The sequence below is a fragment of the Candidatus Bathyarchaeota archaeon genome (assembly GCA_025059045.1).
Lineage (GTDB): Archaea > Thermoproteota > Bathyarchaeia > Bathyarchaeales > DTEX01 > JANXEA01.
Window position 1 is genome coordinate 140004 of sequence record JANXEA010000008.1, and the last position, 14502, is coordinate 154505.

Here is a 14502-nt window from a genome sequence, read left to right on the forward strand (position 1 = left end):
TTTCAGTCTTTTTTAAGTGGAGACCGAAATGAGATTAAGCTGCCAAGGGTGATGGGATAACATAAGACAACAAAAATTTTGTCTAGGATGAAGCAAGAAGCATATGTGCTTCCTTAAGCATTCTTGGAACATCTAGGCTGTATGGACATTTCTCCACACATTTTCCACATTGGACACACGCATCCGCCTTCACCTCCATATGCCTGTACCTACCTCTAGCCCAGTCTCTTAATCCATAATTCTTGAAGTAAGCTAGTTGACGAAGGATTATTGGAATACGTATCTTCTGCGGGCAAGGTTGGCAGTATCCGCAACCGCGGCAAAAGCTCTTGCCAAGCGACTCCGCAGCTTTGACAAGTTCATTCCTCTCTTCTTCAGTCATCTTGGAGAAGGTTTCACCTACCCTAACGTTCTCTTCAACCTCGGATATGCTCATCATTCCGGGGATAGCTATGCTTACCGCGTCGTTTGATAATACAAACCTGAGTGCATTCTCCGCTGTAATTGGAATTTTTGAGTACGATCTTAGCTCGGGTGGAGGATTTGCTAGGATTCCGCCTGCAAGAGGCTTCATTGCGATTACGCCAACATCCAAACTCTTCGCTAGAGGCAGGATCTTTTCGTCAACAAGCTCATCATTCAAAATGTTATATGAGACCATTATTACCTCGAAGATGCCGGATCTTATTCCTCTTTCCATCGTCTCGTGAAAGCGGTGACAACTGAAGCCAATATGTCCTATCACACCATCTTTCTTGGCCTCTACAAGGGCTTCCATTGCCCCACCAGGACCCATAACCTTCTGATAGTCCGACTCGTATCTGAGGTTATGGCAAAGGTAAAGATCTATATAGTCTGTGCGTAATAGTTTAAGACTTTCATGAATATCTTTTCTCATATTTTCAGCAGTTGTTGCTGTACTCTTAGTTGAAATGTAAAACTCCTCTCTTCTTTCACTCACAGCCTCTCCAATCTTCTCTTCGCTGTCACCGTATGCTCTAGCCGTGTCGATAAAGTTGACCCCAAGGTCCAGAGCTCTATTCAATACCTTGCTACTTGTCGCTTTATCTATTAACGGCAGTTTGATGGCGCCGAAGCCTATTATTGAAACCTCAAGTCCAGTCCGCCCCAGCCTTCTCTTAATCATTCATCATCCTCGCCTTTCTGTGATGATTTAACCTTGAAAATCTTGTCTAAATAGTCATGAAAGAAGAACCATATTGCAAATACGCCCACCGCTAATCCCACTCCAATTGATAAGCCAAGCGTCAATGCACCCTTCACCTGATCGCTTAATGCGGTAATATCAATGAGCATTGCTGTTATAAGAAGCAAGACTATGAGCATTGCATAGCTTCTAAGGCGGGTTTCAACTTTTACACGACCAATCAGCAGGTCAAATATAGCGAAAATGATGATGGCAATTATCACTATACTTGCGACACGTACACCGTAATAGAGGGCATCGGCCACAATTTCCATATATCTTTGTTCTAAGAAGAGATTTGCAATACTCAGGAATGCTATCAATCCAAGACCTAGATCAGCTAAAAATATTATGACGTTCTCCAATGAGAAAGGGAGGGGGATAAACTGTTTCACTATTATTTCTAACCTTGCAACTCTCATCAACCTTTTTAAAAAGAGGTTCAATACTTTAACCACGACAAGCGTAAGTGATACCATAATTATGGCTATTAATATCTTCGGCAAAAGGCCAATAATTTCTGTTGAGATCTGCATGAATAATTTATTCAATATATCAAAGACCGTTTCCTCTTGCAACACCCAAAGCCTCTTTTTGAAAAAAGACGCGTCTCCATTGATAAATCTTGCTTATAATCCCTCAGCCAGCAAAGTTTTCAATGAATAACGATCCATAGAGAACGATATATAATGTAAAGTGTGGCTATTACTACTAAAAGGGATAGTATTCTAAATATTGTTAGCAGTGTTTCTCTCGAAAATTCAACACTCATTCTATATCCAGCCAAGCTCTGACTGTATAATAATTGCGAGTACGTTCTAGCGGCATCTTCTGGAACCACAGATACTTCTGGGATTAAGGACAGGGCAAGGATTGTAGCTGTCACCTTTATTAGCATAGTAATCAAGAATGCTAGCATAAAGTTTCCGTCAACCGCATATCCTAAGATGCTTGAGATTATTTGAGCTGAATTTCCAAGAATCGTAAGAAGAATACCTGATCTTACTGCCCCAAATATCTCTTTGTACCTTGCAAAGAGAAATATTCCCAAAAAGTTTGCACCGGCAAATGTAAAGGATGTGTAAGCGTTTATTGCTGGATGTAAAAGCGGCCATGGAGTAATCCATACAATTATAGGTCCAGCGGCATTTAGCGCGAGGCCTAAGCGGAGACTCCTAAAAGACTTATTTCTCCAAAACAGGGAGGCGATGATGCTAGAGAGAGTACCCATGAGGCTCATTGAGGCGGTCAGAAAATCGGGCGCATTCAAACAGTTCATAAGATATGGTGTCCAGATTATTCCCATAAAGTTACTTGAGGCTGTTAGTGTAACAAAAAAGAGCGAAGTCGAGAATAACTTCTCCGGTTGAGTGATGACTGGCGGAAAGTAATGTCTCTCAAGATCGGACAAACTCAGGAATAGAAGGAGAAATGTGGAAATAAACCCAATAGCGGAGCCAAGTGGAAAAATAAAATCGAATTCTCTTCCATCAGGAAGAAATGCAAGCAAAAAGACCCCGACCGCGTAACCCATTATGCTGGAAACACCATTAGCAGCCGACCTTTCAGCCGTTATCTTCCTAACATGATCCTCTGTTAATTCACTATATATTATAAAGGTTAGAAAGATGCTGACGAGAGATGAAAAGATCACGTGAAAGACATACAAGAGCGAGATGTGCAAAGTATTTCTGGCGAATGGCATTAGCAGCCACATCGCCCTTTCCAATGTATGAAAAGCCAGCAGCTTGACTTTCAATCTTTCCGGAACAAATCTTGGATTCTTGTAGATCGATATGCCCGTAATTAGGGACGCAACTGCTGAAAGAAACACTATAAACGATATCTCGTTAACCTTCTGTTGAACAGAGACCAAATATACAACGAATAGACCTTTTGTAAGGGATGTATAAAAGCCGGCGAAAAATGCCTCTAATATCATTAACAACCTGAACTTGAAATTTTCAGTGTATCCCAAATTTATTCATCACCAATTTATTGAAACTTCAGAGCATATTTTGGTCGTTGCCCTCATCAAGTCTTAGTCCTAACCTTCTAATCCAAAGGAATCCAAACGCACATCTCCGACGGTCCCCGATTTCCCCAGGCATAATATGGAATTAATTTTGCGTTTATCTCCTCCGGCTCCTTAATTACACGTTCACGGTAAAGTTTATTTTTCCAGTCGCCTTCCCGATACACATGGAACCTGCCCTCCAAGCTGATTAGTCTCTCGCCTGCAACGGCATCCTCTTTCTCTAAGAAACTGATATCACGTGGGATAAAGACTTCATTTATTCCCACATAGTCCGGCAGATCAATTGATTCAAGACAATATACTATCGGTCCTCTCTTCACTGCCACTTGATTTCTGCATTCCTCAACAAGCGGATGGGCTTCAATAAGTTTTGGTCTCATAGACATGTAGACTTCGACTTCATCACCCTTTTGCCATACCTGAGTGAAAGGCATATAAGTTCCCGGCCGAACTTCATCACAAATCTCTTGTCCGTTAACCTTAATTATTGTTCTGTCTGACCACTCAGGGATCCGGAGATAGAGCGTAAATTTCTTGCCAGATGGCTTATCTATGCAAAGTTTCACATACCCCTCCCACGGATATTCTGTCTCCTGTCTTATAACAATCTCATCGCCATTTAGTTTGGTCATAAGCATGTTGCTTCCATAGAGGTTTACCCATACTCCATCATGGGACAACAGATATGCATACATGGCTGACTGCGCGATTATGCGAACAATGTTAGGTGGACAGCAGAAACATTTTATATAAGGCTCTCTAACTCTCGACCAACGTAATCTATAGGGTAACTCAACTTGTCTTAGTGTGTTTGTATAAAAGAATTTGGTTCCATCTAAACTGATGGCGGCGAGAATGGCATTATATAGAGTCAATTCCAAGATTTCGGCAAATCTAGCTTGACCGAGTATCTTCAGCATGCGCCAATTCCATAAAATGTTTCCGACAGCGGCACAGCTTTCGTTATGCGCTATTGCATTTGGTAGCTGGTACTCAAGACCATAGGCCTGATGGACAAGCTGTATCTCTCTATGCACTTCTCCGCCATAGGGTGATGCACCGTCATATAAGGCTCCGCAAGCACCTGTAATATACATCTTTGTGTTCACAAGATTCTGCCAAACCTTTTCAAGCATACTTAAAAGGGATTCGTCACCAATTTCAGCGTATATATCTGCGACTCCAGCATAGAGATAGTTAGCTCTGACAGCATGACCCACAATTCTTTCGTGCATACGTAACGGTTTTCTATCTTGATTCTGATCTGTCCCATCTCCGACAATGTCGCGAATCTCAATTAACCTTTTTGCCAGTTCAAGATATTTTGTCTTGCCTGTTACGCGGTAAAGGTCAATGACGCCCATATAATGTGAAGGGCATACGGCATTTCTAGCAAGTTTAACCGGATCCTTGCAACATATATCGTAGAGATATTCACATGCTCTTTCAGCAATTTCCAGAAATGATCTATCTCCAGTAACTAGAAAATGTGCAGACGCCGCTGTCATCAGATGCCCCATATTGTATGTTACAAAATGATCCGGATCAGGGAAATCATCAACTTTCTCCCCGCGGCGACTTTTTATTATGACTGGAGTGTGGATATACCCATCTTTCCTTTGAACTCTCGAAAACACACCTACTATTTTATCCAATTGTCTGCGCAGATCCTCATTTCTGGTATACGCGTATGCGTATACTGCGGCTTCAAACCATTTATAAAAGTCACCATCATGCCATGGAGGACCTCTGTGGTTTCCCTCTTCGATACCAGCCGCTATTAGGAAGTTGGCATATGCGTGACTAATTTGAGGATCATTTAACAGCCGCCACATATTAGGAATCATAACACTGAAGCATTTCTCAGATTTTTCGCCCCAGAAGCCACCAGTCCATCTTATTTCTCCAATCTTTGGGCTCTTAAGTCGGGCATATGGGCTTATTTTTTCTTCTTTGATTCCTACGGCAAACTCGCCCGCACCATCCACAGGATTAGACCTGTTCATATAACTACACACTCATATTATTTCGAGTTTTTTATTATATTAAAAACGATGTTGTCGCATGGACAAAGATTTAAATATTCTGAAAATTGAACGGGAAATTCATGAAAGGAGTACATGACTGGGAAAATCAGAAGATTTTTGACAGGGGCAAAGAGCCGCCACATGCAACATTGATGCCATACCCAAATGAGTGGGAAGCCATTAAATGTGAACGGACAAATTCTTCATGGTTTCTTTCTCTTAATGGTCTATGGAAATTTAGGCTATATGAGAGCCCGATAAATGTTCCTGACGGATTTTACAAGCCTGAGTTTAAAACAGATGAGTGGGACGAAATCCCGGTTCCGAGTAATTGGCAAATGTTAGGTTACGACAAACCATATTATGTTGCATCAGGATACGTTTTTAAACCAGATCCACCTCATGTTCCACAGGACTGGAACCCCACGGGACTCTACCGTAGAGTCTTCAACATCCCAAAAGAGTGGGTTGGCAAGAAAATCTTCCTAGTCTTTGAGGGCGTTGACTCGGCTTTCTACGTGTGGATTAATGGAAAATTTATAGGGTACAGTCAGGACAGTCGTCTGCCCGCAGAGTTCGATATTTCCTCCTATGTATATGATGGAGAAAATGTGGTAGCTGTGGAAGTTTTTCGTTGGAGCGACGGAAGCTATCTAGAAGATCAGGATATGTGGCGATTAAGCGGAATATACCGTGACGTTTACGTTTACTGTTGCCCCCAGGTTCACATACGTGACTTTTTTGTTATAACACAATTAGACAGCGAGTACAGGAATGCAACCTTAAAGTTACGTGTCAACATTAAAAACTATTCAGATCTAGAAGTCAATAATTACATCGTAGAATTTAAGCTTATCGACCCCTACGGAAAAAATGTTTTCACCGAACCTCTGAGATGTACCATAGAAAAGATCACTCCGAAACGAGAAATAATTTACGATGTGGAAAAGGAGGTAAAAAATCCTGAAAAGTGGTCTGCTGAAACCCCGGTTCTCTACACACTTGTAATAATGTTAAGAGATTCATCTGGTCAGGTTATTGAATATGAAAGTTGTAAAGTCGGATTTCGGCAGGTTGAGATAAAGAATGGTAAAATATTGTTAAACGGTAAGCCAATTACATTAAAGGGTGTAAACAGACATGAGCATGACGATGAGCGCGGTCACGCAATCACCGTCGAATCGATGATCAAGGACATCAAATTGATGAAACAATTCAATTTTAACGCTGTCAGGACATCACATTATCCTAATCATCCAATATGGTATGACCTGTGTGACGAATACGGCATTTATGTTATTGACGAGGCTAACATCGAATGCCACGGATTAGCCGACCATGGTAAAAGGTTGAGGACGTATTCATGGAAGGATCCGGCTGATGATCCAGAATGGCTGCCGGCATTTATGGACCGAGTAGTAGGCATGGTTGAAAGAGACAAGAACCACCCATGTATTATAATGTGGTCTCTTGGAAACGAGTCTGGTATAGGGGCTAACCATACAGCAATGGCGGCCTGGGTACATGAATACGATCCCACAAGACCAGTCCACTATGAGAGAACAGTTTATGCAAGAGGGAAAATTCCCCGAATAGTTGATGTAATAAGCGTGATGTATCCAACTCTTGAGTATCTAAGACAGTTAGCCGAGGACCCGGAGGATGAGAGACCAATAATAATGTGTGAATACGCCCATTCAATGGGAAATAGCACTGGCAATCTGAAAGAATACTGGGAATTAATTAGAAAATATAGTCGGATCTGCGGGGGATTCATATGGGACTGGGTTGATCAAGGATTGAAGAGAAAAACTCCAGAAGGTATTGAATATTGGGCGTATGGGGGCGACTTCGGCGATAAACCGACTCATAAGAATTTCTGTATTAATGGTCTTGTCTGGCCTAACCGCGAACCTCACCCAGCACTCTGGGAATGCAAAAAGATACAGCAACCTATAGCTGTCGAACCGGTAGACCTCAAAGACGGATTACTGAAGATAACCAATGAGTACGATTTTCTGAACCTGAATGTCTTAGACTGTTTTTGGGAACTTTATGAGGATGCCAATCTTTTGGAAAACGGATGTCTACCCAAATTAGATGTGGAGCCACATGAAAGCGTAATTGTCAGAGTTCCATACAAGATTGTTAATGTAACTCCGGGGGCTGAGTATTGGCTTACTGTACGATTTAAACTTAGGGAGCCTACTTTCTGGGCTGACAAGGGTCATGAAGTCGGTTGGGATCAGTTTAAACTACCACTCGAGTCACCCGGTCCATGCATATCTGTCGAATCTATGCCGCCATTGGAACTCGTTGAGACTGAAGACACAATAATAGCACGGGGAAGAAATTTCTCTTTAGTCTTCGATAAATGTGAAGCGACCATCTCCTCTTTCCAATACCGCAACATTGAATTAATCAGGCGTGGACCCAAGCTTAATGTTTGGCGGGCTCCATTGGATAATGATGCGCCAAGATTGGCAGTTGCTTGGCGCGCTGCTGGTCTTGAAAATCTTAGACACGTAACTGAATATGTTAGAATTAAGACAGCTTCTGAAAGACGTTTAACAATAGAGGCTAAAACATTACTTAGAACTATAGAAGGTTCTGAAAGGTTCGAATGCATCTACAATTATAATATTTGTGGGAGCGGCGACGTGATAATTGATGTAGAGGTTAACCCCCTCCACGGATTACCTCCACACCTACCTAGAATAGGGCTACAGGCCGAAATTCCCGGTAAATATAATATCATGACGTGGTATGGCCGCGGACCCCACGAGAATTATTGGGACAGAAAGGAGGGAGCCGCCATAGGCGTATATAGAAGTACGGTTGATGAACAGTTTGTTCCTTATATAAAGCCGCAGGAGAACGGTAACAAAACAGATGTAAGGTGGGTATCATTTACAGATGAGTCTGGATTCGGTCTTCTTATCGTGGGCATGCCAATTCTTGAGGTGACAGCTCTCCACTATAGGACAGAGGACTTAGCTAATGCAAAACGCACCTGCGATCTTGTTAGGCGAGAGGATATTACAGTGAATTTAGACTATAAGCAGTCGGGTGTTGGTGGAGGAAGTTGCGGTCCAGATACGTTGCCAAAGTATCTAATTAAGCCTGAGCCTACATATTTTAGTCTTAGAATGAGACCTCTATCACCAACTGATGATCCAATGGTTTTAAGTAAGCAAAGAATCTCCTTTTCCGACAATTCTTAAATAGAGTAATAGTTCAAATGCCCTACGAGAGATATGGAAACCTTCAAACTCAACTGGTCCTCCATAAGTTGGAGAGTGCCAGAATGGTTCAAAGATGCCAAATTCGGCATCTATTGCCATTTTGGAGTTTACTGTGTACCTGCATTTGATAATGAATGGTACTCACATAACATGTATGTTGATGGGCATAAAGCGAACAGGTATCATATAGAGAAGTTTGGGCATCCATCAAAGTTTGGATATAAGGATTTTATTCCTCTTTTTAAAGCGGAGAAATTTGATGCCGATGAATGGTGCAACATCTTTCTTGAGTCAGGCGCAAAATTCGCCGGAGTTGTAGCTGAACATGCTGATGGCTTTGCAATGTGGGATAGCGACCACACAGATTGGTGCGCAGGCAAAATGGGGCCAGAAAGGGACATCGTAAGCGAGGTGTGCAACGCTGTTAAAAAAATGGGGCTAAAATTCATTACAACTTTCCACCATCACTGGAATTGGGGGTGGTACCCAACAGACGATGAGACAGTAGATGCCTCAAACCCAATTTATTCTGGACTTTACGGGCCTAGAGCGCCTAGATGTGCCTTTGGAATAAACCCTTCAATTCTGCCCGACAACAATTTTCAGACACTATGGATGAAGAAAATTATGGAGGTTATAGACAAATATGCTCCAGACATCATATACTTTGACAGCAGGCTTAACATTATTGACGAAAAATATAGAGAGGAGGTAGTTGAATATTATTATGATAGAATTGGAAGACTAGGCCAGCACGGTGTTGTCACATATAAGTGCCAGGATCTTCCAGCGGGTGTCGGGGTTGTAACCGTAGAAAGATCGAGAATGAACAATCTAAAAGAGTATGTTTGGATGGAAGACGATTCGATCGATTGGAAATCCTGGTGCTACGTTCAGAATCCAAATTTTAAGGATCCAGGGAGAATAATTGCTCAGCTAGTCGATGTTGTAAGCAAAAATGGCGTATTACTATTAAATATTACGCCAAAATCTGATGGCGAGATTCCAGAGGAAGTTAAGAAAATACTTTTGGAAATTGGTGAATGGTTAAGAATAAATGGAGAGGCCATTTACGGATCTAGACCATGGCGTATATATGGGGAGGGCCCAACACAGTTCTCGGGCGATATCGTAAGGGAGGAGACCATTGGCAGTTACAAACCTGGTGATATACGTTTCACCCGCAAATCTAACACATTATACGCGATCCTTTTGGAATGGCCTGGACACAATATTACGATTAATTCATTGAAAAAGTCTGATGTTAAGGTTCATGAAGTCACTTTGCTTGGTCTGGACAAAAAGTTGAGGTGGACGCAGAATGATGAAGGATTAAACGTGTGTATGCCAAGAGTAAAACCTTGCAATTATGCGTATACTTTAAAAATTTTATTAGACTACCTCTAGAGTTTAGGGAGACAAATTTAGGATGAGACGAGGCAAAAAATGTCTACTAAAAAAGAAGAGGATGGATAAGTGCCTACATCATGAAGAGCCTGACAGAGTACCCATAAGCGACTCATTTTGGAGCAGCTTCATAAAAAGATGGTGTAAAGAATTTAACCTTCCAGACGGCACAGATATATATCGATACTACGACTTAGACTGGATCGTAACAATACCTAACATGGATCCACACATAAAGCAGTTTGAGATAATACAAATGGATAATGAAGGGGTAACTGTTCGAACTGGTTTTGAAGCTGTTATACGTAAAAAGTTTGCGGATCCCATGCCCGCCTTCCTAGAGTTTAGTATTGATACAATTGAAAAGGCTGAAAAATTCGAGTATGATGATCCATGGGACAAAAGAAGATACTTTTCGGGCGGAGACAATCAGATCGCAGGTGTCGGGGATACCTTTCAGACGAATTTGCCTCCTTGGATTGAGACGGTTAGATCTTTATACACACACTTTCCTGTTTACGGAAGCGTTTGTGAAGCGAACGAGCTCTTGACACGTTTGGTTGGAAGGAGAAATATGCTCCTTTGGATTGCGCGATACCCTGAAAGATTTGGGCGAGTAATAGAAAGGGCAAATGAATTTGCTCTAGGAATAGCTGAAGCGCAAATCAAGGCTGCAGAAGGTTTACTGGATGGAATAGTAATATGGGGTGACTTCGCTTATACAAAGGACATGTTCTATTCTCCATCATATTGGCGTGAGTATTTTAAGCCAGGAGTAAAGGAGATAGTGGATCTTTGCCACAAATATGGCTTACCAGTCATCTATCACGGATGCGGCAACATATCACGAGTAATAGAAGATTTTATAGAAATAAAGGTTGATGCGCTGAATCCGCTTGAAGCGAAGGCCGGATTAGATGTTATTGAACTACGGAGGAAATACGGGCATAAAATTGGTTTTTGTGGAAACATGGATGTGATTGATTGGGCGACCAAAAGCGCAGATGAATTGAAAGCAATTGTGCTTCGAAAGCTGAATGCCGCAAAAGGAGGCGGATACATCTTCCAGTCCGATCACTCGGTCCCCAGTAATATTTCAGGATGGAGATACGATTTTGTCATAAAGCTTGTTCGAAAATACGGCAAATACCCGCTTAATCTAGGCGAGTACGATATACCATTATAGGCTAGATGGAACCGATAGTTGCCTCACCAAAGTCAACTGTCTTTGCGGCTAATACTCTGCTAAAGTAATCAATGTCGCCCGCTTGACCCCCCTTAAATGCTATCTCAAGTCCATTAATAACGTCGCTGTCGCTGTATACATAGCAGAGCGGAGCAGCTATTCCAATTGGCTTAGCTATTTGAAGTGCTTTGATACCTAGTCGACTTTGTATCATACCAGCTGTATCTCCACCACATATCACGATTCTCCTGATTTTAGTCTTCTCTATGATTTCTAAAGTGATTTCGCCGAGCCCCAAACCCAGCAATTCATTAGCCTCACTATACTCTATGCATGCTTCCTCAATTTTTCTTTTCATAAACTCTATTCTCGGATCCTTCATTCCCTTCGCTGAATGTATGATAACTGATACACCGCGCTTTAAGAAGGTGATAGCTTCCTGAACAACCCTATTCATTTCACGCTCCCTTTCGGATGCGTCAAGGATACTTGTCGGGCATAATGGTATCTCTCTAAAACCCATTTTTACAGCATAATCAATCTGTCTCTCAGTATTAGGCGAACATGTTCCCGATACAACCAGAATAGGCTTCTTTGCAGACAGCCGATGCCTAGACTGTTCTAATGCCATCCTAGTTATCCCAAGATCAGCCCAGATTTTCCCGAATCCATAACCGAGTTCTTGAGACCCAACTATGAACAATGGTTTATCGCGCCGTAGACTCCAGAGTACTTCGCAAATGATCTTCATGTCACGATTTGATAAACAATCAAAGATGATGATTGATGCGGATAATTCTTTTAATCGATCTATTTGGCGAAGTATGTGCTTTTTTCCTTTCCTAATGTCTAAAATGTTTATCAATCCGGTTTTTATCGTCGTCTGTTCTGATAAGCATAATCTTAGATCTGATTCATGCATGGGGGTAACTGGATGATTTCGCAATGAAGGATGCCTATCAAGCCGATAAATTTGTCCATTTGTAAACGCAGCGTAATGGTTTCCGAAAATTGTAAACCTATTAAATTTTGGCGCCGCTGGTATCAGAGGTACAAAATCAGGGGAAAAAATTTTCATAGCAATCTCTATAGCTAACCCTATATTTCCTATCTCCTTAGATGAGTCAAAGGTGGAACATATTTTATATATGTAAATTGGGGTGCCATAGGACTTCATCTTTTCGAAGATGGGTGGAAGATGACTTCTCATTTCATCTGAGCGCATGGATCTCGATGTTCCAGCTATGCCTATGGCTCTAGCTTTTGGAAAATGCTCACGTATAAAATTCGCCTCTTTTGCATCAGTTAGGACTATAGTTGGCATTCCAGAAACCGTCAAGGTTTCCGCCAATGCCATGGATCCCGTAAAATCGTCACCGTAAAATGATAAGAGTGGATCCATCGCAGCCTCACATCTCGAGTGCAGCCTTTAGCTCGGCGAAATCTTTCTCCGACCCGTCAAATTTTCCCTTCTCCACCAGGATGTCAATAGCCTGTCTAAAAGCCTTTGCACCTGCGGTTACGCCTAGTGGATGATGAAAGACCGCTCCGCCCACACCTATCCCAAAGTCAAATCCGAGAATCTCGAAAAGTTTTGGAAGCAAATTAGCTTTAATTGATCCGCCAACGAATGGAAATGTACGTTTCTTATTGAAAAGCGAACCTCGGAGACCCGCGACTGCCCGAGCAAACTTCTCATATTGAACCCCAAACTTACCATATGGGTTCGGAAGCATCACCATGTCTGACCCGGCTAAACGTGCAATCTTACCATAGACGAGATGAGAACTTATGCCGTGGTATGGGCTGGCATAATAGACTCCGCCAAAGTTAAGGTGAGCTAGTATGGGAACATTCACTTTTTTGTTCCGGGCTAATGAGCTAATGAGACTTATGCCAGCTGACAAAAAATTAATCATCAGCGCGCTGGCGCCATTTTTAACTGCCTTCTCAGCTTTTCTGATACATCTCTCAGGGTGATCTGTAACATTCACTGCGTAAATTTTCTCTTCACCAGTCTCCTTAATTGCCTTTTTCAGGCTCTCAGCATACACTTTAACCCTCTCTATTACCGGCGAAAAAACAGTATCGCCCATAACCTCGTCGTCCTTAATAATGTCGGATCCGCCGACCGCGGCTTCGTATAGTAGATGTGCACCCACTTTCGGCGAGTATCCAGTTGGCGGTTTAAGTGTAGTACTTAATAAGGGCCGTTTTGAAATTCCCAGCAGTTCCCTTAAACCATCTATTCCGAAATTGGGTCCTGGAAGTTGATCTACAAGATCTCTTGGTAATGCGATGTCAATTAGTTTTATGCTGCCTAGGTGACAGATATTCCCGAAAATAGATGAGAGAAGCATTGGAATCTGCCCTCCAAAGTTTTTGCTGGGGATAGCCAACTGAATTATGCATTGTTTTATGTCGGACTCTCTAAAGTTTTCATTCTCTATATCAGGGCACTCCCATACGCTTAAGACTTTACCCTTAAAGGGTTTTAAATCAACGTCTTCTTCCGCAGTCGATAGTTTTATCCATTCACCTACAGTCTGCTCATTAGCCATTTTGTATGCGAGCTCGATTACAGATCGCTCCTTGGTTCTTACGAAGTAGGTTGCAACCACATATTTCTCTATTTCAGGATCTTCTGGCAGAATTATTTCATCTATTATCCTCAATTCGCCACCACTCACCAACTTGGATGAATATAAAAATCAGCACTTATTTGGAACAATTAACCATATTTTTTATTGTCCTAACTGCAAGCCTAGGGCTTGACAATACTGGTTTTCCAGTATTTTCGGCGAGCACTCTCTCTATTCTCGTCATGGATCCCTGCGCCAAAACTATTACTTCAGCTTTTTCGGAAATCCGAGAAGCTGTCTCCATTATAAGTTTGTCATGCATCTCTGGAAGACCATTCATCAGCGCCTGATATGCTCCCTCAGCCAACCCCTGGATTATTGAGATATCCTTGTTCTCTTCGAGAGCCTTTTTCTTTAGCAGATTGATCGTTGGGGTAAGTGTAGATCTCACTGTAGCCAAGACACCTATCACTGAAAAATTTTTCACAGCTTCTTCCGCCATGGGTTCGTCTATTCTCACTATTGGTTTCTCAATGATTGGTCTTGCAATATCCACCACCTCGCCTACAGATGAGCATGTATTAAGTATTATGTCGGCGCCAGCATCAACTGCAAGAAAGAAGTATGATATTAGACGCCTAGCGATGAATGGTGTCACACCGCCGTGAAGCATCACTTCTCTTATAATGCTGTCATCTAAAATGTTAATGAGTTGGCAGTCCGGAAATTCTTCAGCGAAGATCTTCCGCATAATTTCCATAAGCCCTTGGCCAGTATAGATCGCGGCAACGCATACCAAATATTCATTCG

At 42.0% G+C, this 14502-nt stretch carries 10 protein-coding genes; 3 read left to right on the forward strand and 7 right to left on the reverse strand.

Annotated elements, in window-relative coordinates:
• Positions 1-82: 82 nt before the first annotated feature.
• The 4 genes from NZ952_02830 to NZ952_02845 all read right to left on the reverse strand — a co-directional run bounded on the left by NZ952_02830 (position 83) and on the right by NZ952_02845 (position 5251).
• Positions 83-1147, reverse strand: a complete 1065-nt coding sequence (locus tag NZ952_02830) for an aldo/keto reductase (protein ID MCS7120123.1) — start codon at positions 1145-1147, stop codon at positions 83-85.
• Positions 1144-1788: a hypothetical protein gene (locus tag NZ952_02835; GenBank protein ID MCS7120124.1), complete on the reverse strand. Its 645-nt coding sequence runs from the start codon at positions 1786-1788 to the stop codon at positions 1144-1146. Before NZ952_02835 ends, NZ952_02830 begins: the two co-directional genes overlap by 4 nt.
• Before the next feature lie 74 nt (positions 1789-1862).
• Positions 1863-3185, reverse strand: coding sequence for a hypothetical protein (locus tag NZ952_02840; GenBank protein MCS7120125.1), 1323 nt, complete (start codon positions 3183-3185; stop codon positions 1863-1865).
• 77 nt (positions 3186-3262) lie between these two features.
• Positions 3263-5251, reverse strand: a complete 1989-nt coding sequence (locus NZ952_02845; protein MCS7120126.1) for a glycoside hydrolase family 127 protein — start codon at positions 5249-5251, stop codon at positions 3263-3265.
• Positions 5252-5352: 101 nt separating this feature from the next.
• Here NZ952_02845 and NZ952_02850 point away from each other — a divergent pair, with 101 nt between their 5' ends.
• The 3 genes from NZ952_02850 to NZ952_02860 are packed head-to-tail and all read left to right on the forward strand — an operon-like array spanning position 5353 to position 11110.
• Positions 5353-8496: a DUF4981 domain-containing protein gene (locus NZ952_02850; protein MCS7120127.1), complete on the forward strand. Its 3144-nt coding sequence runs from the start codon at positions 5353-5355 to the stop codon at positions 8494-8496.
• A gap of 33 nt (positions 8497-8529) precedes the next feature.
• Positions 8530-9924, forward strand: coding sequence for an alpha-L-fucosidase (locus NZ952_02855; GenBank protein MCS7120128.1), 1395 nt, complete (start codon positions 8530-8532; stop codon positions 9922-9924).
• A gap of 22 nt (positions 9925-9946) precedes the next feature.
• Entirely contained in the window at positions 9947-11110 is a 1164-nt protein-coding gene (locus NZ952_02860) for a hypothetical protein (protein ID MCS7120129.1), read from the forward strand.
• 1 nt (position 11111) lies between these two features.
• Here the strand turns inward: NZ952_02860 and NZ952_02865 are convergent, their stop codons facing one another.
• From NZ952_02865 to NZ952_02875, 3 genes are read right to left on the reverse strand one after another with little or no spacing between them, the layout of a single operon-like run.
• A complete protein-coding gene (locus tag NZ952_02865) occupies positions 11112-12512 on the reverse strand; it encodes a four-carbon acid sugar kinase family protein (GenBank protein MCS7120130.1) in 1401 nt (466 codons plus the stop codon).
• Between the two features lie 7 nt (positions 12513-12519).
• Positions 12520-13785, reverse strand: coding sequence for a RuBisCO large subunit C-terminal-like domain-containing protein (locus NZ952_02870; GenBank protein MCS7120131.1), 1266 nt, complete (start codon positions 13783-13785; stop codon positions 12520-12522).
• 43 nt (positions 13786-13828) lie between these two features.
• The gene (locus NZ952_02875) at positions 13829-14491 is read right to left on the reverse strand and encodes an aspartate/glutamate racemase family protein (protein MCS7120132.1); all 663 of its coding nucleotides are present in this window, start codon (positions 14489-14491) and stop codon (positions 13829-13831) included.
• Positions 14492-14502 lie beyond the last annotated feature (11 nt).

Coding starts and splice junctions, on each gene's coding strand:
- NZ952_02830 (MCS7120123.1), bottom strand. CDS start 1,147: ATGATTAAGAGAAGGCTGGGGCGGACTGGACTTGAGGTTTCAATAATA.
- NZ952_02845 (MCS7120126.1), bottom strand. CDS start 5,251: ATGAACAGGTCTAATCCTGTGGATGGTGCGGGCGAGTTTGCCGTAGGA.
- NZ952_02850 (MCS7120127.1), top strand. CDS start 5,353: ATGAAAGGAGTACATGACTGGGAAAATCAGAAGATTTTTGACAGGGGC.
- NZ952_02855 (MCS7120128.1), top strand. CDS start 8,530: ATGGAAACCTTCAAACTCAACTGGTCCTCCATAAGTTGGAGAGTGCCA.
- NZ952_02860 (MCS7120129.1), top strand. CDS start 9,947: ATGAGACGAGGCAAAAAATGTCTACTAAAAAAGAAGAGGATGGATAAG.
- NZ952_02865 (MCS7120130.1), bottom strand. CDS start 12,512: ATGGATCCACTCTTATCATTTTACGGTGACGATTTTACGGGATCCATG.